The 21,167-nt window shown below is 42.8% G+C and carries 22 protein-coding genes and 1 riboswitch; of the genes, 2 read left to right on the top strand and 20 right to left on the bottom strand.

The genetic code is table 11. The features are described 5' to 3' along the window. Nucleotides 1-59: 59 nt before the first annotated feature. Genes CW370_RS06730 through CW370_RS06745 form a run of 4 tightly spaced genes read right to left on the bottom strand, consistent with a single transcriptional unit; the run spans nucleotide 60 to nucleotide 3,909 of the window. A complete protein-coding gene (locus CW370_RS06730) occupies nucleotides 60-788 on the bottom strand; it encodes a LysM peptidoglycan-binding domain-containing protein (RefSeq protein ID WP_015714184.1) in 729 nt (242 codons plus the stop codon). After that, nucleotides 739-1,341 (bottom strand): CPBP family intramembrane glutamic endopeptidase, encoded by a 603-nt coding sequence (locus CW370_RS06735; protein ID WP_014477208.1) that lies wholly within the window; start codon nucleotides 1,339-1,341, stop codon nucleotides 739-741. Before CW370_RS06735 ends, CW370_RS06730 begins: the two co-directional genes overlap by 50 nt. 26 nt (nucleotides 1,342-1,367) lie before the next feature. Next, nucleotides 1,368-2,858 (bottom strand): RecQ family ATP-dependent DNA helicase, encoded by a 1,491-nt coding sequence (locus CW370_RS06740; protein ID WP_101169528.1) that lies wholly within the window; start codon nucleotides 2,856-2,858, stop codon nucleotides 1,368-1,370. Next, nucleotides 2,851-3,909, bottom strand: a complete 1,059-nt coding sequence (locus CW370_RS06745) for a helix-turn-helix domain-containing protein (protein WP_085187754.1) — start codon at nucleotides 3,907-3,909, stop codon at nucleotides 2,851-2,853. Before CW370_RS06745 ends, CW370_RS06740 begins: the two co-directional genes overlap by 8 nt. Before the next feature lie 265 nt (nucleotides 3,910-4,174). Between CW370_RS06745 and CW370_RS06750 the strand changes: the two genes are divergently transcribed. Further along, a complete protein-coding gene (locus tag CW370_RS06750) occupies nucleotides 4,175-4,423 on the top strand; it encodes a ferredoxin (RefSeq protein ID WP_003225461.1) in 249 nt (82 codons plus the stop codon). Between the two features lie 37 nt (nucleotides 4,424-4,460). Here CW370_RS06750 and fmnP read toward each other — a convergent pair whose 3' ends face one another. Further along, entirely contained in the window at nucleotides 4,461-5,033 is a 573-nt protein-coding gene (gene fmnP / locus CW370_RS06755; protein WP_101169529.1) for a riboflavin transporter FmnP, read from the bottom strand. A gap of 153 nt (nucleotides 5,034-5,186) precedes the next feature. After that, nucleotides 5,187-5,321, bottom strand: a riboswitch (FMN riboswitch). A gap of 208 nt (nucleotides 5,322-5,529) precedes the next feature. Between fmnP and serA the strand changes: the two genes are divergently transcribed. Continuing rightward, nucleotides 5,530-7,107: a phosphoglycerate dehydrogenase gene (gene serA / locus CW370_RS06760; RefSeq protein ID WP_014664444.1), complete on the top strand. Its 1,578-nt coding sequence runs from the start codon at nucleotides 5,530-5,532 to the stop codon at nucleotides 7,105-7,107. A 43-nt stretch (nucleotides 7,108-7,150) separates the two neighbouring features. Here serA and aroD read toward each other — a convergent pair whose 3' ends face one another. From aroD to scpA, 15 genes are all read right to left on the bottom strand, one after another. Further along, complete coding sequence (gene aroD, locus CW370_RS06765) at nucleotides 7,151-7,918, bottom strand: type I 3-dehydroquinate dehydratase (RefSeq protein WP_101169530.1); 768 nt, start codon at nucleotides 7,916-7,918, stop codon at nucleotides 7,151-7,153. 111 nt (nucleotides 7,919-8,029) lie between these two features. Beyond that, nucleotides 8,030-9,136, bottom strand: coding sequence for an anti-sigma-X factor RsiX (gene rsiX / locus CW370_RS06770; RefSeq protein ID WP_029878354.1), 1,107 nt, complete (start codon nucleotides 9,134-9,136; stop codon nucleotides 8,030-8,032). Then, nucleotides 9,072-9,656 (bottom strand): RNA polymerase sigma factor SigX, encoded by a 585-nt coding sequence (gene sigX, locus CW370_RS06775; RefSeq protein WP_003230521.1) that lies wholly within the window; start codon nucleotides 9,654-9,656, stop codon nucleotides 9,072-9,074. The genes rsiX and sigX overlap by 65 nt, the downstream gene beginning before the upstream one ends. 203 nt (nucleotides 9,657-9,859) lie before the next feature. After that, nucleotides 9,860-11,629 carry a sensor histidine kinase ResE gene (gene resE / locus CW370_RS06780; protein WP_024571506.1) on the bottom strand — a complete coding sequence of 590 codons (1,770 nt, stop codon included), beginning with the start codon at nucleotides 11,627-11,629 and terminating at the stop codon, nucleotides 9,860-9,862. Next, nucleotides 11,626-12,348 carry a DNA-binding response regulator ResD gene (gene resD, locus CW370_RS06785; protein ID WP_003246107.1) on the bottom strand — a complete coding sequence of 241 codons (723 nt, stop codon included), beginning with the start codon at nucleotides 12,346-12,348 and terminating at the stop codon, nucleotides 11,626-11,628. The genes resE and resD overlap by 4 nt, the downstream gene beginning before the upstream one ends. Nucleotides 12,349-12,428: 80 nt before the next feature. After that, a complete protein-coding gene (gene resC, locus CW370_RS06790; RefSeq protein ID WP_004398799.1) occupies nucleotides 12,429-13,604 on the bottom strand; it encodes a cytochrome c biogenesis protein ResC in 1,176 nt (391 codons plus the stop codon). A 19-nt stretch (nucleotides 13,605-13,623) separates the two neighbouring features. Continuing rightward, entirely contained in the window at nucleotides 13,624-15,252 is a 1,629-nt protein-coding gene (gene resB, locus CW370_RS06795) for a cytochrome c biogenesis protein ResB (RefSeq protein ID WP_014477216.1), read from the bottom strand. After that, complete coding sequence (gene resA / locus CW370_RS06800; RefSeq protein ID WP_003230513.1) at nucleotides 15,249-15,788, bottom strand: thiol-disulfide oxidoreductase ResA; 540 nt, start codon at nucleotides 15,786-15,788, stop codon at nucleotides 15,249-15,251. The genes resB and resA overlap by 4 nt, the downstream gene beginning before the upstream one ends. Nucleotides 15,789-15,882: 94 nt before the next feature. Continuing rightward, nucleotides 15,883-16,617 carry a 23S rRNA pseudouridine(2605) synthase RluB gene (rluB, locus tag CW370_RS06805; protein ID WP_004398815.1) on the bottom strand — a complete coding sequence of 245 codons (735 nt, stop codon included), beginning with the start codon at nucleotides 16,615-16,617 and terminating at the stop codon, nucleotides 15,883-15,885. A gap of 91 nt (nucleotides 16,618-16,708) precedes the next feature. Continuing rightward, the gene (spmB, locus tag CW370_RS06810) at nucleotides 16,709-17,245 is read right to left on the bottom strand and encodes a spore maturation protein SpmB (RefSeq protein ID WP_003230509.1); all 537 of its coding nucleotides are present in this window, start codon (nucleotides 17,243-17,245) and stop codon (nucleotides 16,709-16,711) included. Between the two features lie 4 nt (nucleotides 17,246-17,249). Then, nucleotides 17,250-17,840, bottom strand: a complete 591-nt coding sequence (spmA, locus tag CW370_RS06815; protein WP_004398980.1) for a spore maturation protein SpmA — start codon at nucleotides 17,838-17,840, stop codon at nucleotides 17,250-17,252. After that, nucleotides 17,828-18,976 (bottom strand): D-alanyl-D-alanine carboxypeptidase DacB, encoded by a 1,149-nt coding sequence (gene dacB / locus CW370_RS06820; protein ID WP_024573263.1) that lies wholly within the window; start codon nucleotides 18,974-18,976, stop codon nucleotides 17,828-17,830. Before dacB ends, spmA begins: the two co-directional genes overlap by 13 nt. A 122-nt stretch (nucleotides 18,977-19,098) precedes the next feature. Next, a complete protein-coding gene (locus tag CW370_RS06825) occupies nucleotides 19,099-19,638 on the bottom strand; it encodes a YpuI family protein (RefSeq protein ID WP_004399065.1) in 540 nt (179 codons plus the stop codon). 54 nt (nucleotides 19,639-19,692) lie between these two features. Continuing rightward, on the bottom strand, nucleotides 19,693-20,286 hold the full coding sequence (scpB, locus tag CW370_RS06830; protein WP_003223904.1) for an SMC-Scp complex subunit ScpB: 594 nt from the start codon (nucleotides 20,284-20,286) through the stop codon (nucleotides 19,693-19,695). Further along, nucleotides 20,276-21,031, bottom strand: a complete 756-nt coding sequence (gene scpA, locus CW370_RS06835) for a segregation/condensation protein A (protein WP_014477220.1) — start codon at nucleotides 21,029-21,031, stop codon at nucleotides 20,276-20,278. Before scpA ends, scpB begins: the two co-directional genes overlap by 11 nt. Nucleotides 21,032-21,167: the final 136 nt, after the last annotated feature.

The following is a 21,167-nucleotide window of genomic DNA, read 5'->3' on the forward strand; positions in this document are numbered from 1 at the left end:
CTTCACACCTTGTCCATTTTCATTGCTACAATATATGAACGTAAAATAAAAATAATACCCTATTCATCCATTAAGGGGATGTCCAAAACTTGTCCGGTGTAAACATCATTTCCATTCAGATGATTATACGCTCGAATTTTTTCTTCTCCTGTCCGGCTTTTATAATACTTCATGGAAATGCGGTATAGCGTTTCTTTCTTTTGGACGGTGTGCTTGACAACGCGATTCGGCACATTTTGAACTGGCTCAGCCGGCTGTTCTTGCTGTTGTACTGTTGATTGGGAAGAGGAAGCAGCCGCGGCGGTTGCTTCCTCCTTATTTGCCGAGTCTTCTTTTTCCGCTACAGCAGTCTGTTTCTTATCATCAGCGGTTTTTGCCGGCTCTTTTGGCTTGGAATCTTCAGGCTCTTTTTTTGACTCCTTCTGCAGTGCGGTCTCTTTAGTGTCTGCGGTATCGTTTTTATCCTCTGATTTCGGGACAACCTCATATTTGCTTTGGCTGCTGTCAATAAAAACATCTTCATAATCGTCATGATTATCCGGGTGGCTCTTTAGATAAAATAAGGTGACTAAAACGATAACCGGCACAAATACAAATATTACTGCGAGTACTGTGAATAATGGCGTTTTTGTTTTGCCTTGCTTTTTTTTCTGTTCTCTTTGATTTTTTACAGATTGTCTTGTCGGAAGGCTTTCTCCATCATCGACATAATCGTCCGCCAATGCGGCGTTTTGATCTTCATAAAGATTCTGGGCTTTTCTTCTCTCTACTCTCGACATGTTCGTCATGTTTATCCCTCCTCACATGTTCAAAACGAATCTGACAGGCAAACACGGCATCAATGATAAAATGCGCCGTCATCGGAACAAATAAGTTGCCGGTCCATTCATACATCAGACCGAGCAAAAAGCTGATTGCTGTCACCATAATAAATAACAGCCATTTTGACAAATACCGAAAGTGCAGAGCGGCAAATATAAGGCTGGCCGCCCATAAACCGATATGAGTCTGCAGCACTCCTCTGAATAACATTTCTTCCGCGAAAGCAATCAGAAGCGTTAAAAATATAATATGAGGGATTGACCTCTTACTGAATATTTTTTTATTGATTCCGCCGTCATCATATAAATGAGACGGAAACCATTTCATTACTGCCATATCGGCTAAAATAACAATAACAGCTATAGAAACACCATACCAGATGATTCGCATATCGCGAATGTCCCAGAGCTTTAATACGTCCCGTACATCCTCAAAAAAGAACAGTCCTGCCGCAGCAGCGGCAAAGATGATGAGTAGCTGCGTCAAATATAACTGCTTCAGCATATCACGGTCAGTCATATGCTGAATATAATCTTTTTGCTGTTTCAGTTCAGCTCACCTACAGTCTGCAAGCTGAATATCCGGTGCAATTCCGAACTCCAGCTGTCTAATGGCGCCATTTTACTCCGTTCCCCTTTTTGTTCATACAAGGATAAATCAAAACCGCAATGTGAACAGCACGGGAGGTTTCCGTCATCAGGCTCGTATGATTCATCAAAGTAGGTTAATAGTGCCTGCCTTAAACAGCCGTCACGCTGAAGCAAAAATGATACACGGTGCATTTTTTCCAGCTTCAGCTCCATGCGATATGAAATTTCTTTCTTCATCAGTTCAACTGATGTTTTCCCCTGCATAAAGAGATGAATCATCATACGGGCCTGTGTCTCTCCGACGCCATACTGAAGTAATACGTCACGCAGCCTTCTCTCATCCCGCTCCTCCGTCTTCTCTAGCACACGGATCACGTCGGCGATTTCTTCAGCTGTGACACTCTCCATCTGGATAATCTGTTCCTGCAATTCAAAATCCCCTGGCGCCCGCAGCAAAATGCTGACACTCGGCTTTCCGTCGCGGCCCGCTCTGCCGATTTCCTGCATAAAAGCTTCTGCCGTCTGCGGGAGGTGAAAATGAATCACATATCTGATATCGGGTTTATCGACACCCATTCCAAACGCATTCGTACAACATATCACATCAAGCTGGTTATGAATAAACTGCTGCTGAATTAAAATCCTGTCCCCTGACTCCAAACCGCCATGGTAAAAGTCGGCTCTGCTGCTCGTTTTGCTTTTAATTTCACCCGCTAATTCCTCAGCCCATTTCCGTGTCGGACAATAAACAATTCCCGGACCTTGCAGGTTTTCAACCAGCTGAATGACCCTATCTATTTTTTCGGCAGTATCCGCCGCATTTTCAACCCTCAGTGCGATGTTTGGGCGGTTGACTGAGTTGAGATGGCGTACAGCATGCTGCAGCTCCAGCAGTTTCATGACATCTTGCAGCGTTTCCTTTGTAGCCGTGGCGGTCAATGCCAGAACGGGCGGGTGACCAAGTTTTTTTCTCAGCTGCCCGAGCTTTGAATAATCAGGCCTGAAGTCGTGTCCCCATTCAGAAATACAATGCGCTTCGTCAATAACAAATAGGCTGATCGGGACGCTTTTCAATTTTTCCAATACATATGGAGACTGTAAAGCTTCAGGAGACAAGTACAAAAATTTATATCGATGAATATGTTCTAAAACAAATTGTCTTTCCTGCCTGTTAAGCATGCTGTTCAAAGCTGCAGCACGCTTTTCCCCCCGGGCTTTGAGCTGCTGCACCTGATCCTCCATTAAAGAAAGCAGTGGAGAAACGATTAATACCATGCCGTCAAGCATATAACCAGGCAGCTGGTAGCAAAGCGATTTCCCTCCCCCAGTCGGGAGCATTGCAATGGTATCCTTCCCGCTGAGTATGCTTTCAATAATGTCCTGCTGCCCTTTTTTAAAGGAAGTAAAACCAAAAAACTGATATAACGTTTGCTGTAATTTAGTCATATTGCTGCACCTGCTTTGTCAATGCCAGTCTGATTTGAAAGTAGCTGAACCGCTGTTCCAGCCCGTCGCGAATTTGTTTGATTTTATTCGTCCGCATCCGTTTGGCAAACTCTGCGATTTGAAGCTGGTCTTCTGCTGATACATAGTCATTAATCATAAACGCAGGCTCATGGAGAGAAATCTCGACAATGTGGTCTTCGATCGTCGCTGTTTTCAGCTTTCTGATTTCAGCAATTCGATGTATCGGAAACCCTTGTTTGACCATCTGCCATGTTTTCCTCGTCGACTCTGTCAGGGCATTATCTAAATGCACATCAGAAAGGAGATCCTTTAACAAAGCATCTTCACACTCCGGAAGAGAATGAATAAAATAATGTACCGAAGCCCAAAACATGATATAGACATACCATTCATCTTCTTTCAGCGTATCAGCAAGCTGCCTGCTCGTATAACCGATCCGATGGTGCGCGGTTAAGGAGTAGACAAAAATTTGCGCTGCTTTGTTTTCAATCTTTTTTAAATGCGCCTCAAGCATGGCAAAAAGGCTTTTTGCCATCTCTATATGATCCGTATGCCGGGACAGGTATTTCTTTACCCAGTGAAGTGTCTTATGATCCTTAGTGACAGGGATATACTGCCTGCTCCCTTGCTGTTTATGGGATAGGACCTGCACAAGCAGCGAAAGCCTTTTCCAAAGCACACCGGCAGCCTGCTGATAATGAGCGCCGTGACAATGAACGGGCCAAGGCCGCTCGCTAAGGGCATGCCTTAAAACTGCTGCGCCGCTGGCTGTCACTTTGTATGTATCTGTTTCAGACATTGGCGAGAGATATGAATGCTTTTCAAGCTTATCAAGCGACGCAGAAATATCGCTTCTCGAACATTGCGCCGCCATTCCAAAGTATTTTGCAGTCTGAAATAAGCCGGCATCTTGAATGGTTTGTGACGACCTCTTGCCTTTGAATAGGTGAAAAACAGCGCTTCCCGACCGTTCCCCGTTTATTTTGCAAAGGCAATCGAGAACCATAATATCGAAGTAATTTAATGACAACCTATCCACCTACATTCTTCCTGACAAAAATCGTTGATTTGCTCTTTTTATTTTAACAGATTTCAAACAGAAATCGACGTTTAAAGTCATCATTAAGGGGGATGTTATGTAGATAACCCCTTATGTGATAAGCATTCTCAATCATTTTTCTGTTGAAATGTGGCAGCAACATCATTACAATAAGTAAGAGGAATAGGTGTTAAATTGATTAAATATAAAGATTGATCCATTTGTTCCACCAAGAACAATCTGGGAGGTTTTATTCATGGCAAAGTACACAATCGTAGACAAAGATACATGTATTGCATGCGGCGCTTGCGGAGCTGCTGCACCAGACATTTACGATTACGATGATGAAGGCATCGCGTTCGTAACGCTTGATGAAAACAAAGGTGTTGTCGAAGTTCCTGAGGTACTGGAAGAAGATATGATTGACGCATTTGAAGGATGCCCTACTGATTCCATCAAAGTGGCGGATGAGCCATTTGAAGGCGACCCGCTTAAATTTGAATAGAAGTAACAAAAAAGCTCCCGAACGGGAGCTTTTTTAGTTAATGGATATGTGCACTTCGCTGCTGCTCAATCCATGGCTTAAGCTTGATAAAAATTAGTGAGAATACAACCGTAATTACAATACCTTTTATCATGTTAAACGGCAGGATACCTGCGACGACTGCTGTTTTTAGCGCGCTGTCGGATAATGCCGGTGAATGTAAAAACCATGTGTATGCCGGAAGAATCAGAACATAATTTAAAATACTCATTAAAATGGTCATCGCTGCAGTTCCCAAAAGCAGGCTGACAGCAAAGCCCTTTGCTGAGTTGAGTTTTTTAAATAAGAAAGCAGTCGGTAATATAAAGAGTGTTCCTGCAATAAAATTCGCAATTTGCCCTACAGGAACTCCGGCCATGCTTCCCTGAATGATATACTGAAGAACATTTTTTATCGCTTCTACGGCAATACCCGCCAAAGGTCCGTAAATCAGAATGGCAATAATAGCGGGAACGTCGCTAAAATCGATTTTTAAATAATCCGGAAGACCCGGAAACGGGAAATTTAACAGCATCAAAACAAATGCAATGCTGCTCAGCATGCTGACCACAACTAATTTTTTTACTTTCACTTCATTCTCTCCTTTTCGATCACATCTTACTCGAAAACGGAAAGGTTCTTTTCCAGCCAATAAAAAAACCGCTTCATATATAAAAGCGGGGTTTCGAAAATTAGGCTAGGCAAAGAAACGTTTGAAAAATTCAATTTCAAAACGCTTATGAACCTCCATCTTCTCCCATCCAGACTGTACTGTCGGCTCCGGAATCTCACCGAATCCTGCTGTAAAGACAGCTCGCGGGCTTAGAGCCATTGGCTCATCACCGCCGGTAGGGAATTTCACCCTGCCCCGAAGATTGATCATATGAAATTTAATTACATTATAAACGATAACTGGTTGGCTGTATAGAGAATTGCTTCAAATTATATATATTACCTGCAAGCTATCAGATCATTGATTTATTAGGCTTTACTTTTATCCTTTACTGCGTCAATACACGTTGACACTCTTTTGAGAATATGTTAAATTATCAGATATTTAGTTTGTCAATTTAGGAGGAAATCTAACGATGTTTCGAGTATTGGTCTCAGACAAAATGAGCAACGACGGTTTACAGCCACTTATTGAATCAGACTTTATTGAAATCGTTCAAAAAAACGTAGCAGATGCAGAAGATGAATTACATACTTTTGATGCTCTTTTGGTGCGAAGTGCGACAAAAGTAACAGAAGACCTTTTTAACAAAATGACTTCTTTAAAAATTGTCGGAAGAGCCGGTGTCGGTGTCGATAATATCGATATTGATGAGGCTACGAAACACGGGGTAATCGTGATCAATGCTCCGAACGGCAACACCATTTCGACAGCTGAGCATACATTTGCAATGATCTCTTCTTTAATGAGACACATTCCGCAGGCTAATATCTCAGTGAAATCCAGAGAGTGGAACCGCACAGCTTATGTCGGTTCAGAGCTTTATGGAAAAACGCTTGGTATTGTAGGATTAGGCCGAATCGGAAGTGAAATTGCACAGCGTGCGAGAGCATTCGGTATGACTGTGCACGTTTTTGATCCTTTCTTAACGGAAGAAAGAGCGAAAAAAATCGGCGTAAACAGCCGTACATTTGAAGAAGTGCTTGAAAGTGCGGATATCATTACCGTTCACACGCCTTTAACAAAAGAAACAAAAGGCTTATTGAATAAAGAAACGATTGCAAAAACAAAAAAAGGCGTTCGCTTAATTAACTGTGCGCGAGGCGGAATTATCGATGAAGCAGCACTTCTCGAAGCTTTGGAAAGCGGGCATGTTGCGGGAGCAGCGCTTGACGTTTTCGAAGTTGAACCGCCAGTTGACAACAAACTTGTTGATCATCCATTAGTCATTGCCACTCCTCACTTGGGAGCATCAACGAAAGAAGCACAGCTCAATGTCGCCGCCCAAGTGTCAGAAGAAGTTCTGCAGTTCGCAAAAGGCCTGCCTGTCATGTCAGCTATCAACCTGCCTGCCATGACAAAAGATGAATTTGCTAAAATTAAACCCTACCATCAAATTGCAGGAAAAATTGGCAGCCTTGTATCACAGTGCATGAAAGAACCAGTACAGGATGTTGCCATTCAATATGAAGGCACAATTGCTAAACTTGAAACATCGTTCATTACAAAAGCCCTTCTGTCAGGCTTTTTAAAACCGCGCGTTGACTCTACTGTTAACGAGGTCAATGCCGGGGGTGTCGCTAAAGAACGCGGCATCAGCTTCAGTGAAAAAATTTCCTCCTCTGAATCTGGATACGATAACTGCATCAGCGTAAAAGTGACAGGAGACCGCAGCACCTTTACTGTAACGGCTACGTATATTCCTCATTTCGGAGAACGAATTGTCGAGATCAATGGATTTAATATTGATTTTTATCCGACAGGTCACTTGGTGTATATCCAGCATCAAGATACAACAGGTGTCATCGGCCGAGTAGGACGTATTCTCGGGGATAACGATATTAACATTGCAACCATGCAGGTTGGCCGTAAGGAAAAAGGCGGAGAAGCCATCATGATGCTTTCCTTTGACAGACATCTGGAAGATAAAATTGTGAAAGAACTAACAAATGTCCCTGATATTGTGTCTGTGAAGCTCATTGATCTGCCATAATCAAAAAAACTCAAGCTAATATAGCTTGAGTTTTTTTATTGTTCTATTCTCGTGTGTTTTTATGCAAAATATCTAAGACACTCCTTAGCTCAGAAACAGGTATTTGACCTGGTGCGGACGCCTCTTCTCCAGCGCCAAAAGTACAAGCCGATCCAAAAACTTCACCGCTCAGCCTGCTGATAAGCCCTGTTGCAGCCATTGACATTGTAATAATGGGACGGTCTGCATATTTTGTTTTCATTGTATACGTCGCATCAAGCAGCGTTAGGAGATCTCCAGTATCATTCGGCATAACAGCCATTTTTGGAATATGCGCCCCTAAATCCTGCATTTTCAGAAGTCTTGAAAGAATCTCATCTTTTGAAGGTGTTTTTTCAAAGTCATGATTTGACATCACCACATAGACGTTGTTTTCTTCCGCCAGCGATACTAACGATTTTACATGTGCATCTCCTGTAAATAATTCGATGTCAATCAGATCGATTTCTTTTGTTTGGATTGCCGATTCCAGCAAAGCAAGATAGGAGCTTTCGTCTATTTCCAGGCTCCCGCCCTCTTTGTGGGTTCTGAATGTAAATAGAAATAGCTTGTCTTCTAAAGATTTACGAAGCTTAGAAATGAGCTTTGTGACCGCTTCTCTGTCATTCGCTTTTTCAAATACGTCGACTCTCCATTCAACAATGTCCGGATTCAGTAATTTTACTGCTTCTGCTTCATTCAGAATTTGTTTTTCTGTCTTTCCCATCAGCGGAATGATGATTTTCGGCATTCCTTCCCCGATGGAAACTCCTTTAATCGTTAACACGTTCACTCGTCTCAAATCCTTTCAATCTTTACCTTGTTTTATTATACACGTACAACTTTTTTTTGAAAATTTCTATTATATGAATAGCAACTAAAAAAGAGCCTTAAAGGGCTCTTTTTAGTTTAAGGAAATCGGATTTGGAGCAGCTGGCACCGGAATTGCATCTGATATGTCATATTTGCCGATTTTTTTCGTTCTGGTTTCCGTAAAGGTCACTTCTGTGAAGCCAAACTCTTTTGCAGTCAAAAGTAGTCCCTCAATCATTAAAATACCGGCAATAGAATCATCAACTTCTGACTCCTTTGAAAAGCGGATATATAAGTGTTTCTGTTTCTTCGTTACAGATTGGACAGCACCCGCTTGAATAAGAGGTGTCGTATCTTCTTGGCTGCTCGATTCCATTTCCTTAATCGCTTCTTTTACTGTATCAAAAGAATTATTTGACGGAACGAGAAAGTCTTGTCCTTGTTTATTTTGGTACAAGTAGTAGGATCGTTTTGACTGTTTGGGAATCGAAATTTCCGTAAAAGTGCCATATGAGCCAATCCGAACCCCAGTCTCATTTTGATCCGATAAAAATTTGACTTTTTCATAAGGACTCCATTTTAAGGATTCTTTAAGCAATTTTTTTAACAGTGTATCATCTTTTATAGAAAATGCCGTAGCTGGCTGATGGACTCGTATACTTAATTCCTTCTGCTTTGGTTTTTCCTTTATTTCTACTTCATCTATGAAGGTTGGAATTGTAATGGCATGATCAAGGATGCCCAATTCACTACTTTCAAACAGCATATCCTGGATCGTTTGGTCTGCATTTGTTTTTTGAATGCTGACGGGTATGATTGCAGATGTATCGGCATCAGCAACCGCTACAGTGATGTAATTGTCTTGTTCCTTTTCAGGAACGACAAACGATGTCTGATCCAAGGATGATGCAACTTTTGGGCTGTCTTCTGTCTCAGTTTTCGTTACTGCGTTCTCTTGGGACGCTTCTTTTTGTTGAGGCTGTGCCTGATCAAAGAAATGAGGAGAAATAATGAAGGCGATATAAACCGCAATTGCAGCGGCACACGCGGGGCCAATCCACCTGACAGCGGGCTTATTTTTACGCTTTGCCATCGTCAGCCGCTTGTAAATATCCTGAGGCGAACGATGGTCTTTAACTGCCGGAAGTTGACTTAACAACTCCTTTATCTGTTCTTCGTTCCATTCTGACTTCATCATCCATTAGCTCCTCCCTCAAAAGCTCCATATGTTTCCGAAGTACTTTGAGCCCTCTGTGTTGGGTCGTTTTTACTTTGCTTTCCGAGAAGCGCAGAGCCTTGGCTGTTTCCTGTATTGAATATCCCTGAATAAACCGCAAGATAATCACAGCTCTTTGATCGATTGTACATTGATCAAGCGCAGCATAAATTTCCCGGACATTTTCATGTTGAACCGCAAGTTCGTCCGGCAGCAATTGCTGATCCCTGACATCCTGTGTATCCCAGTCAAATGTACCGAGTATACGCTGTCTGATTGTTTGCTGTTTACGGAACCAGTCTATCGCAACATGGCGTGCGATAGACAATAGCCATGTTTTTTCACTGCTTCTTCCTTCAAACGTATGATAAGAATTTAATACCCGGATATAAACCTCTTGAAGAAGGTCTTCTGTCTGGTTTTTATCCTTTACCATATAAAATAAAAATTGGTACAAATCTTGATGATATGTATCATATAATAATTGAAAGGTTTCTTCCATTTGAAACCCCTCCGTTCACTTTTTTGTCGTATGAATAGCTTGAAAAGTTACATTACAACTATATTACGAGTAACTGGAATTTGGAAGGGAATTTATATTAACATATCCTTAAATTTTATTAATGTTGGCTATTAAAAAAACACCCGCTCAGTCAGCGGGTGTTTCTTATGGAACAAGATTCTTCGGCAAATTCAGACTCGATTTTACCGTTTTGTCGGAATATAAAAAGTAAATGTTGTTCCTTTATCTATTCGGCTGTGCACAGTGATTGATCCGTTGTGGGCTTCCACGATATTTTTAACGATAGCCAGCCCTAACCCGGTTCCTGCTCTGCCCCTTGTCCGCGCTTTATCTGCCTTATAAAACCGCTCAAAGATAAATGGCAGATCTTCTTCCGGTATGCCAGACCCGGAGTCTTTGATATCAATTTTCAATCCATCCTTCACAGAATGGACTGAAATGGAGACACTGCCGCCGGCTGAAGTATGTCGCAGCGCGTTATCAATCAAATTGGTAAATACCTGCTCCATCTTGTCTTCATCAAACAGAAATTCCTCTTCTGTAAGAGAAATGTCATGATGTAAAGCAATATTTTTTTCTTTCGCAACACCCGAAAACTTCCGAATGATCTTTTCTAAAAACTCATTCACATTGATTTTTTCATAATGTAAGCCTGTATGGCCTGATTCCATTCGGGCTAAATCAAGCAAATCATTAACTAAACGGCCCATTCGGAGCGATTCGTCATAAATGATTTGGGCAATTTCTTTCCGGTCTTCTTCAGAGCTTGCAATGTCATCGACAATTGCTTCACTGTATCCCTGAAGCATGGAGATCGGTGTTCTCAGCTCATGACTGACATTTGCGATAAAGTCCTCCCGCAGCTTATCAAGGCGGCGTTCTTCTGTCATGTCACGCAGTACGGCAACCGCTCCTCTGACATGCGATTCCGCATAAAGCGGCGACATCAAAAGCACCCATGATCTGCCTTGCAGCGTCATCTCAATCATTTGTTCTTTTTCAGTGCTGACAGCGTTTTGAAACAGCTCTTTTGCTTCAGGCGGAAGGTTGTCGCCTTCTTTGATATTCATGTTCTGTTCATAATACCAAGCCTGAAGAAAACGTTCAGCCGGCGGGTTGGTCACAAGAATCGTACCGTCAATATTAATGGTAATAACCCCGTCAGCCATACTGCTCAAAATGTTAGAAAGCTGCTCTTTTTCTTGATTGAGCGCATTGATATGAAAGTTAAGCTGCCGGCCCATTTGATTAAAAGCGGTTGCCAGTTCACCGATTTCATCCTGAGTTAAAATCGGGATTTTTGTATCGAACTTGCCCTTCGCCAAATCCTGCGCGCCTTCTCTCATTTTTCGGAGAGGGTACGTGACCCTGCTTGATAAAAAGAATGCGAAAAATGTGGTCAGCACAATCGCAATTCCAGCGGCAAGAAAAATATAGCGGGTCGTATGTTTTGTTGTATCTTTAACGGCAAGCAAAGACTGGGATAAAAAGACCATGCCTTTCTTTCCGTCTTTTTCATACGGGACACCTACAATCAGGCGTTCATTATCCGTGTCTGTATCGCTCAGTCCCGTCCGTTTGCTTACTTTTTTATGGTCTTTGAGAGCTTTATTTAAGTCTTTGTCATGCTGTATTTGCTCAACCGTAATAGACGACAGGCGATTTTTATCATTCGGAGAATACCAGTGGTTCTTCTCATCCTGGATGATGGCAATGCTTGTTAAGTTATCAGCGAGCTCCCAAGTGATTGACCTTGCCAGTGCCTGGTCCTCGTGATTTTCTAGGATGACAGCAACTTTATTCGCAAGCTGTGTTAAATCATTCTCGGCTTCTTCCACATGGTAGTTTTCAATAAACTCCAGCAAAAGAACCGTTAAAATGAACAATACGATCAAGACGAGTGAAAGGATCGTAAACCACAGCTTGCCTACTACGCTTTTCCAAAATTTCATTCAGCGCCGACCTCAAATTTATAACCTACACCCCATACGGTGACAATTTTTTTCGCAGCTTCCGGAGATACCTTGTTCAGCTTCTCTCTCAAGCGTTTGACGTGAGTGTCCACTGTCCGTAAATCACCAAAAAACTCATATTGCCACACTTCTTTCAGAAGCTTTTCCCGATCATACACCTTGTCAGGCGTTTTCGCTAAGAAATATAGAAGTTCATACTCTTTTGGCGTCAGGCTCACCTCTGTACCATCAGCTGTTACGCGGTGAGCGTCATGGTCTATGGACAGATGTGAAAACACGAGCACATTTTTCGTCGGTGTATTGGCATTGAAATAAGAGGTTTGGGATGCTCTTCTCAAAAGGGCCTTCACACGCAGCACGACTTCTCTCGGGCTGAACGGCTTAACAATATAATCATCTGTTCCCGCTTCAAACCCCTGCACCCGGTTTGCTTCTTCTCCTTTTGCGGTCAGCATGATAATGGGTGTCGCTTTTTTTTCACGAATTTGCCGGCACACTTCAATTCCATCAGTCCCCGGCATCATCAGATCAAGCAAAATTAAGTCATAATTGGCTTCAAGCCCTTTGGCAATGGCTTCATCACCATTTTCAGCTTCATCTATAGCATAATTTTCACGTTCAAGATACATTCTTAAAAGGCGGCGAATTCTGGCTTCGTCATCAACTACTAATATTTTTGTTTCGTTCGTTTGGTCCATGTTTTCCCCCTGCTTTCCTTCTGTTACTTTCATTTTATCAAATCGTGAGAAAGTTTGAGAACTGTGTCGCTTTCAAAGGACTATGCATAAGAATGAAGTCCGGCAAGCACAAGATTTACGAATATTAAATTAAACATAATAATAGCAAAACCGATTACGGCCAGCCATGCTGACTTCTCACCGTGCCAGCCTCTTGACAGTCTTAAATGCAAGTAGGCGGCATAGAACAAAAATGTGATCAGCGCCCATACTTCCTTAGGGTCCCAGCCCCAAAATCTGGTCCACGCGAGCTGAGCCCAAATCATTGCAAAGATCAGCGCGCCGAGTGTAAAGATCGGAAATCCGATTGATACTGCCCTGTACCCAACCTCATCCACCAGATCAAGATTGACGTTTTTCACCAGCGGATGTAATAGAGCGCTGATTCTTTTTCTGATGATCAGACGGAGAGCCCCATACAACACAAGACCTGCTCCAAATGACCAAATGACAGTGTTCACTTTTCTGCCTGAGAAAAGCGCGGGAAGATCAACAAGCGGTTCCATTCTTCCTTCGGTCAAAAGCTCTCCCTGATGCGGACCGACAAGCGCGGGCATTTCGTACACCATCACGCTTTTTTCTTTACTTTTGTCCACCCAGTTAAACTCCGCTTCATAGCCTGCAAGACGAAATGCTGATGTGATTGCAATAAAGGCGACGGTTGTGACCAGGATAAACATAATCGCTTCAAGCCAGAAGGTCTTTTTACTTGGCTTTGTCTGGTCTACATGCTTCAAAAGAAAGATGACACCAGCGACAAAGCTGATGGCAAGTATAGCTTGCCCAAGCGCGGCCGTTGTTACGTGAATATACAGCCAGTTACTTTGGAGCGAAGGAATTAAAGGCGAGATATCTGTCGGAAACATGCTGGCGTAGGCAATCAGCAATAAAGCAATTGACAGCGTAAACAGGCCTAATGAAGGCAATCTATAGAGAAAATAAAGAATGATAAACGCCAAAACAAGCATCATGCCAAAAGCGGTGGTGAATTCAAACATATTGCTGACCGGCGCATGGCCGCTGGCAGCCCACCTTGTGATGAAATATCCAAGGTGGCAGAAAAAACCGACAATAGAAAGGGTGATTCCAATGTTGGCCCATCGGTTTGGCCTGCCCTTTTTATCTTTATTCCCGCGTATGGCCCCGCCGAAGATTGGGACAGCGATTAAATACACAAGAAAGGCCGCATAAAGAAAATTTCCGCTCAGCTCTGCCATGACATCACTCCCTTTTCGCCTATTTCTGTGTTTTGATTAATTCTTTTTGGTCCGCCGGTTCAGTCAGTCCGGAATCAGCCAGTATAAATGCTAAATCCTTCTTCAGGCCAAACCAGTTTTTATTGGTATGCCCTGCCACCATAACTGCGCCGTCCTGTGAGTGCAGCCAAATTCTTCGATGCTGCCAGTACATACCTTGAATGACACCGATCATAAAAATGGCTCCGCCGACAGCAAGCACCCAGAGTGTCAGATCCTTTCTGACTGTAAGTCCAGTAATGTTTTTCGTTTCGACATGGTCAAATTTCAGCTTGTATTTATTATTGCCTGATCCTTCGATGGTTTCTTGGATGGCGACAAAGCTCTTTTCGCCTTTCGGTTTGTCCGGCGTTATAATATTAAAGACAAAAGCCGGATTGTTAGGGATCTTTGTTTTTGTGCTCGGCTCTCCGTCCTGATTAAAATAGAAGTCTGGCAGGTAGCTGGCGATTTCCACTTTGTAACCGTTGCCAAGATCATAGACCGAATCTGGATCCAGAAGGTTGATCTTCAGGCTCCCAAAGGATTTTTTTGTTTTTTTATCAATCAGCTGGAACACCATTTGGTCAAGCTGATTCTCTTTATAATCCACCTGGTAAACGGAAAAAGAATCAAAACGCAGCGGCTGATTGACACGGATGTCTTCTTCTGTTACTTTTTTCAGCTTCGGCTTCTCGCCATAAACAATTTTTCCTTCTCTCTTGTAGAGTACGGCATCGGTTTGAAAGTTCTTTGCCACTCTACCGTCCCCGACTCTGTCAATGGCATCTGCAAATACCTTTTTTTCTGTTTTGCTGTTATAGGTCTCTACGCTGAATTGATTGTTTTTCAAATAATATTTTCCGTCTGTACCCGGAATTGCGGCGGTTTCGCCTTCTCTGACCCAAAGCGTCTCATCGACGTACATGCCAGGCACAAATCTCAGCATCGCACCAATCAAAAAGATGATCAATCCAATATGGTTGACATACGGGCCCCAGCGGGAAAAGCGTCCTTTTTCAGCAAGAATGCTGCCCTCTTTTTCTCTGATTCTATAATGTTTTTTCTTTAATAGAGCAACTATCTTTTCTTTCGATTCCCCGTTCAGTACAGTAACTGTTTCACTGAACAAGCGCTGCCTTCTTAAAAAAGCTGGGCTCCTTCTGACGCCTTGGTTTTTTAACGCTCTGTACAACGGAATGACCCGATCAAGGCTGCAAATCACGAGTGAAATGCCGATCGAGGCAATGAGCAGCAAATACCACCAAGAACCATATAAATGATGAAACCCGAGCAAATAATAAAGCTGGCCAAACGTGCCGTACTGCTCCTTGTAATAAGTATCAGCCTGTGCGCCCGGAGGCAGATAGGCTTCCTGGGGAAAAATGGTGCCGAACGCTGATGCGGCAAGGGTTATGACGATAAGCCATATTCCCACCTTAACCGAGGAAAAGAAATTCCAAATTTTGTCGATGATCGTTTTGTTATAGGTTTGCGAACGTCTTGCGCTTCCGTCATATCTCATATCAGCGAGCGGAGGTTGAGTTTCCTGAAGAGCTCTTCCGCACGATTCGCATAAAACGGTTCCGACCGGGTTTATATGTCCGCATTCACATTTGACTTGCTTCATCCCGAAGTCTCTCCGGGTTTTATGAGATTCATATAATCGTGTATCATGCTTTCTGTCATAGTGCCGGTCACCACCTTGACAACTTTTCCTTCCGGATTGATCAAAAAGGTTGTCGGAAGTGGAGATACGTCATAGGCATCAAGCACTTGGCGATCTGTATCCAGAACAACCGGGAAATTGACTCCGTAGGATTTCATAAAATTATGTACTGCTATCTTTGACTCCCCAACATTTACAGCGACAATTTCAACACCTTGGCTTTTAAAATGCTTATATTGGTTTGCCATATAAGGAAACTCTTTTTTGCACGGTTCACACCATGTACCCCAGAAATTCAAAAAAACACCTTTCCCTTTTAAGTCACTGAGCTCGATACGTTTCCCATTCGTATCCTCTAGGACAAAATTCGGTGCGTCGGACCCTTCGGATATACTCTCTTTGCCGGCAAATACAGCGTTGTAAATGGTATAGCCGAGTGCGCAGATTAAAACGAGAAGGATGCCGGTCCGAATGAATAAACGCCTTTTTTTCTTCATTGTCCACTGCCCCCTTCCCCCTATTGCAGATCCATTCAATTATATCATTGCACGTTCATTTCACATTTCTTACTTTTTGAAGGTTATGTGAAATTTAGAAAGCGTTTTTACCGTGATCCGCCAGTGCTCTGAGCCTTTTTACTTCGTGAGGCGTAAGCTCTCTGGCATCGCCCGTGTGCAGGCCTCGCAGGTTTAAAAACGCGTATTCCTCACGCTTCAGCTTGATTACCTCATGTCCGATCGCTTCAAACATGCGGCGCACCTGTCTGTTGCGTCCCTCATGGATCGTCAGCTGAATAATGCTTGTCTGCTTTTTCTTATCCAAAGACAGCAGCTTCGCTTTAGCAGGCGCTGTTTTGCCTTCCTCCAGCCTAATTCCGCGCTCCAGCTTTCTGAGCAGCTCTTTAGGCGGGATTCCTTTCACCTTCGCCACGTATGTTTTGTCTATTTCATACTTAGGATGCATTAGCTTATTGGCGAATTCGCCGTCATTGGTTAAAAGCAAAAGACCGCTCGTATCATAGTCCAGACGCCCAATCGGATAAATGCGCTGCGGAATATTTTTAAAAAAGTCTGTCACCACTTTGCGTCCTTTATCATCTTGCGCTGCGGAAATAACGCCTCTTGGTTTATATAAGAGAAAGTAAACCGGCTCTTCGCGTTCAACCTTTAACCCGTTTACCTCAATCTGATCAGAACCGGTGACCTTAACACCTAGCTCTGTTACTACTTTGCCATTCACCTTTACTTTTCCTTCTTTAATCAGCTCTTCTGCCTTTCTGCGCGACGCAACTCCGGCATGAGCAATCACTTTTTGCAGTCTTTCCATGTCTTTCACCTCAAGTATTATCTTACTTTTTTCAACCTTAACAAACAAGCTTTTTCAAATTCCTATGCCAAATCTAAAAAAAACGCCGTTTTCAGGCGCTCCCAAATAATAACGTAACGATGATGATAGATGCAACTACGCCGATTAAATCTGCAAGAAGTCCCACCTTTAATGCATCACCCATTTTTTTAATGCCGACTGCTCCGAAATACACAGTCAGTACGTAAAGCGTTGTATCTGTAGATCCCTGCATGACGGAAGCCAGCCTGCCGATAAAGGAATCGGGCCCGTATACTGCAATTAAATCGGTCGTCATTCCGAGTGCGGCCGTACCGGAGATCGGGCGGATCAGAGCAAGCGGCACTACTTCAGCAGGGATGCCGATAGCGGAGAAAGCCGGTTTTAAAAGATCCATTATAAAATCAAGCGCGCCTGATGATCTGAAAACAGTTATAGCGACAAGCATTCCGACTAAATAGGGGATAATGGAAAAGGCGATTTCTATCCCCTCTTTTCCGCCTTCGACAAACGATTCATATGTCGGAACCTTTTTGATCGTTCCATAAAGAAGAATTCCGGCAATAATGATTGGAATCATGGCTAAAGACAGCCAGTTGATGATTTCCATCCGCTCACCTTCCCTTCTTTTTGCGGCGGTAATAAAAATACCGATCAATGATAATGGCACCGATTCCGGAAATAAGCGTTGCCAAAATGCTTGGCCCGACGATATCTGTCGGCGTTTTGGAGGAATAAGCCATTCGGACAGCGATCACCGTTGTCGGGATGAGTGTGATGCAGGACGTATTAACAGCTAAAAAAGTAATCATCGACCGGCTTGCTTCCGATCGGTTTCCATTCAGCTTTTTCATTTGTTCCATTGCTTTAATGCCAAGCGGAGTTGCTGCATTTCCGAGGCCGAAGAAATTCGCCATAAGATTAGATAAAATATAGCCCATCGCCGGGTGATCCGGCGGTATATCAGGGAACAGTTTAGATATAAAAGGCCTGCACATCCGGCTGAAAATATCCAAAAGCCCTGACTGCTCGGCGATTTTCATTAAGCCAAGCCAGAAAACAAGCACGCTCATCAATCCAAATGAAATCGTAATCGCTTCTTTCGCACCCTTAAACACGGCTTCATTTACATCTTGCAGAGTTCCGTTGCACATCGCAAAAACGAGTCCGATCACGGTTAAACTGACCCAAATTATATTGACCATTTTGCTCCGCCTGCCGCATTCAGAAAGATTGATTTAAACGTTTCAAAAAATTGTTTCTTCGGTTTTTGATGCCGCTCATTTTCATAATAGATCGGCACTTTTGCGATGGTTGCATCGTTGAACATGATCTCCATGTGCCCTACGATGTCAGGGATTTTCGAGGCATCTTTTTCCCATGCTTTTTTCGGCTTGAGCAGTGTGGTATTAATTTTCACATCTTCTTTTTCCTCTTCAGTCAGCAAATAGGTGATATCACGTTTGATAAAAGCCTTCGATTCATAAAATGTGCCTTTCAGCTTTGGAATATCCCCTTTTTTTGCAATTAAATAGGTTTGATAATGCTTAAACACATAGTTAAACATCTTCATATGGTCATCCCAATCATTAGGGTCATTAATGGTGACGGCTATCAGGTCAATGCTGTCCTTTGAAGCCGTAGAGACCAGTGTCCGTTTTGCAAGTTTTGTATAGCCTGTTTTTCCTCCTGTGCTGTACGGATATAGCATGGTCAGCAGTTTATTTTTGTTTTTCCATACGCTTTCCATCGTTTCCGCTTTGTATATTTTTGTGCCTGAAATCTTTTGATAGTCTTTCAGCTTCATAGCATACTTAGTTAAAATGGCCATGTCATAGGCTGTTGAATAATGATTTTCATGGTCGTCCAATCCGTGCGGGTTTTGAAAACGGGTGTTTTTCATACCAAGCTGCTCGGCTTTTTGATTCATCATATAAACAAACCCATCGAGGCTCCCACCGACATGCTCAGCAATCGCGACAGCGGCGTCGTTTCCTGATCTTAGCATCAGGCCATACACAAGATCTTTTAGCTTCACTTTTTGACCTTCTGTTAAATAAATGGCGGAGCCTTCTGTTCTGACAGCATTTGCCGAAACCGTCACCGTTTGATCCATTTTGCCGGATTCGATGGCGAGGACGGCGGTCATAATTTTTGTGATGCTCGCGATCCGCCTTTTTTGATGCTCATCCTTGGCATATAACACTCTGCCTGACGCACCGTCAATAATGATCGCGCTTTTTGCACTGACATCTATAGCAGCATGTGCTGTATTCACATTTACAGTTGCAATAAGAAAAGAAATCATGATCACGAATACTGCCTTTTTGAAAATGCGCATGTTTGCTCACGTCCTTGTGGTGGTTTGTACAAGTTTATGCGCATGTCCATCAGTTATGAATAACAATTATATTTCTGGAAGCAAACATAAAAAAACTCTCCCTGAAAAAGGGAGAGTAAACGTTATCTGATTGGCGCCATGCTTGATCCGGACGCTTCGTAATGAGCCAGCTCTTCCCTCATCTTCAGAAAGGCCGCGCTCAACGGCAATAATAATTGCTCAAGCGACGCAGGAACAGCATGATAAAACTCAATTGCGCTGACCCCAGTATAAGACGCCCGGCTATTTTCACACCACGTGTCTTTTTTCGGCATAAAGAACTCTTCAATGCATTGGTGATACACATTATAAAGTGTTTTTTCCGCTCTGGCTTCCTGAAAAGGCTCCTGCATCAGGAGACGGCGGCACGCTTCTGCGCCTCCTTCACAAAATACTGCCATTCTTCTCAGAGTGCTCAGCACATCACAGCAGTATCCTTTTTCAATAGGCAATTCAGCCTGTAAGGACTCAAGCGTCGTTTGATTTAGGTAATCGTTCACGGTATTGACAACCATTGATAAGAATTCGCCTGTTTTTTGAGTCTGCGCTCGCACAATCGAATGTCCCATTTCGTTTGGTATCTTCCCCTCATGTATTTGTCTCTCACATTTTGCTTCTTTCATGATAGCTTCTTCCTTATATCTTATGATGATGAAAAAGCGCGATTCATTAAACTTCTATTTTATATCTTCGAAGGTTTGGTTAAAGTTTTCAAAAAATAAATCTGCTTCTTCTTGAAGAACGTCTTCTTCCGCATTTTCAGGCAGCGGCGGAAGCTCGTCCAGCGTTTTCAGACCGAATTGTTCAAGAAAAGTCGGCGTAGTACCGTATAAAATGGCCCGCCCCGGACCATCGGCACGCCCTACTTCACACAATAGCGCCTTCGCGACAAGACTGTGTAAAATCCGCTCTGATTTTACTCCTCTGATTTCTTCAATTTCTGCTCTCGTAATTGGCTGTTTGTATGAAACAATGGCCAGTACTTCTAAAGATGCTTGAGAAAGGCCCTTTGACGGCACTTCAATCAGTTTTTTCAAGTAAGGCGCAAAGTCTTTTTTGGTAGAGAGCATGTACGTATCTGCATACTCAATAAGTTCAATCCCTCGTGTATCTCCGCGGTATTCGTCCGCCACATCCGCCATGATCGTGTTCAGTTCAGGCTCTTCGATTTCAAGCACTGTTAACAGCTGCTTTTTTGTAAGCCCTTCATCGCCTGCCGCATAAAGAAGGGCTTCCACAATAGCTTTCCAATTCACGATATCAAGCCCCATGAATGGATTCACTCCCCGTAATGTAAATATCTGAAAAATTGTGCTCCTGTTCAATGAGGACCAGCTGATTTTTCATCAGCTCAAGAACAGCTAGAAAGGTCACTACTAAATGTTCTTTTTGCTCATATGGAAACAGATCCATAAAGTTGATTCTCGTTCCTCTAGATTTCAAGCTGTGCACGATTTCGTTCATTCTGGCTTCGATTGGTATGTCCTGTCTTGTAATTGTTGTTTCCATCGGCCTGTTTATTTTTTTGCGTTTCAGCACTTTTTGAAAAGCTCCGATCATATCATAGACCGTGACAGAGAGCTTTTGCTCAGACTGTTTTACTTCTTTTGCATATTCACTCAAATCACTCGGCGGTTTCGTGAACGATTTTTGTCTTTCTTCTTCCCGTTCTTTTAAATCCTTCGCCGCATCTTTATATTTTCGATACTCAATCAGCTTTTCAATCAGTTCCTCCCGCGGATCTTCTTCTTCAAGTAATTCATCTTCAAAAAGCTCCTCCTCTTGCTTCGGGAGCAGCATTCTGCTTTTAATGCTGAGCAGCGTGGCAGCCATAACCAAATACTCGCTGGCCATATCGAGCTCAAGCACACGCATCGTATGTACATATAATAAATATTGTTCAGTGATCTTCGCCACAGGTATATCATATATGTCAATTTCAAGACGATTGATTAAATGAAGCAGCAGGTCCAATGGGCCCTCAAACGTATCAATTTTCACTTGATATTCTTCCATCATCTCACCATTTTCAAGTATCACTCTCATTGCCGGAAAAACTGGCTACCCTATAGTATAAGCCACCAAAAAGCTCTCGTCCAATACTATTTCATTTCCTGTTTTGAACAAGTTTGTACAGAATATTCAAAACACG

It is taken from the genome of Bacillus sp. SN32 (assembly GCF_002837495.1).
GTDB lineage: Bacteria > Bacillota > Bacilli > Bacillales > Bacillaceae > Bacillus > Bacillus subtilis.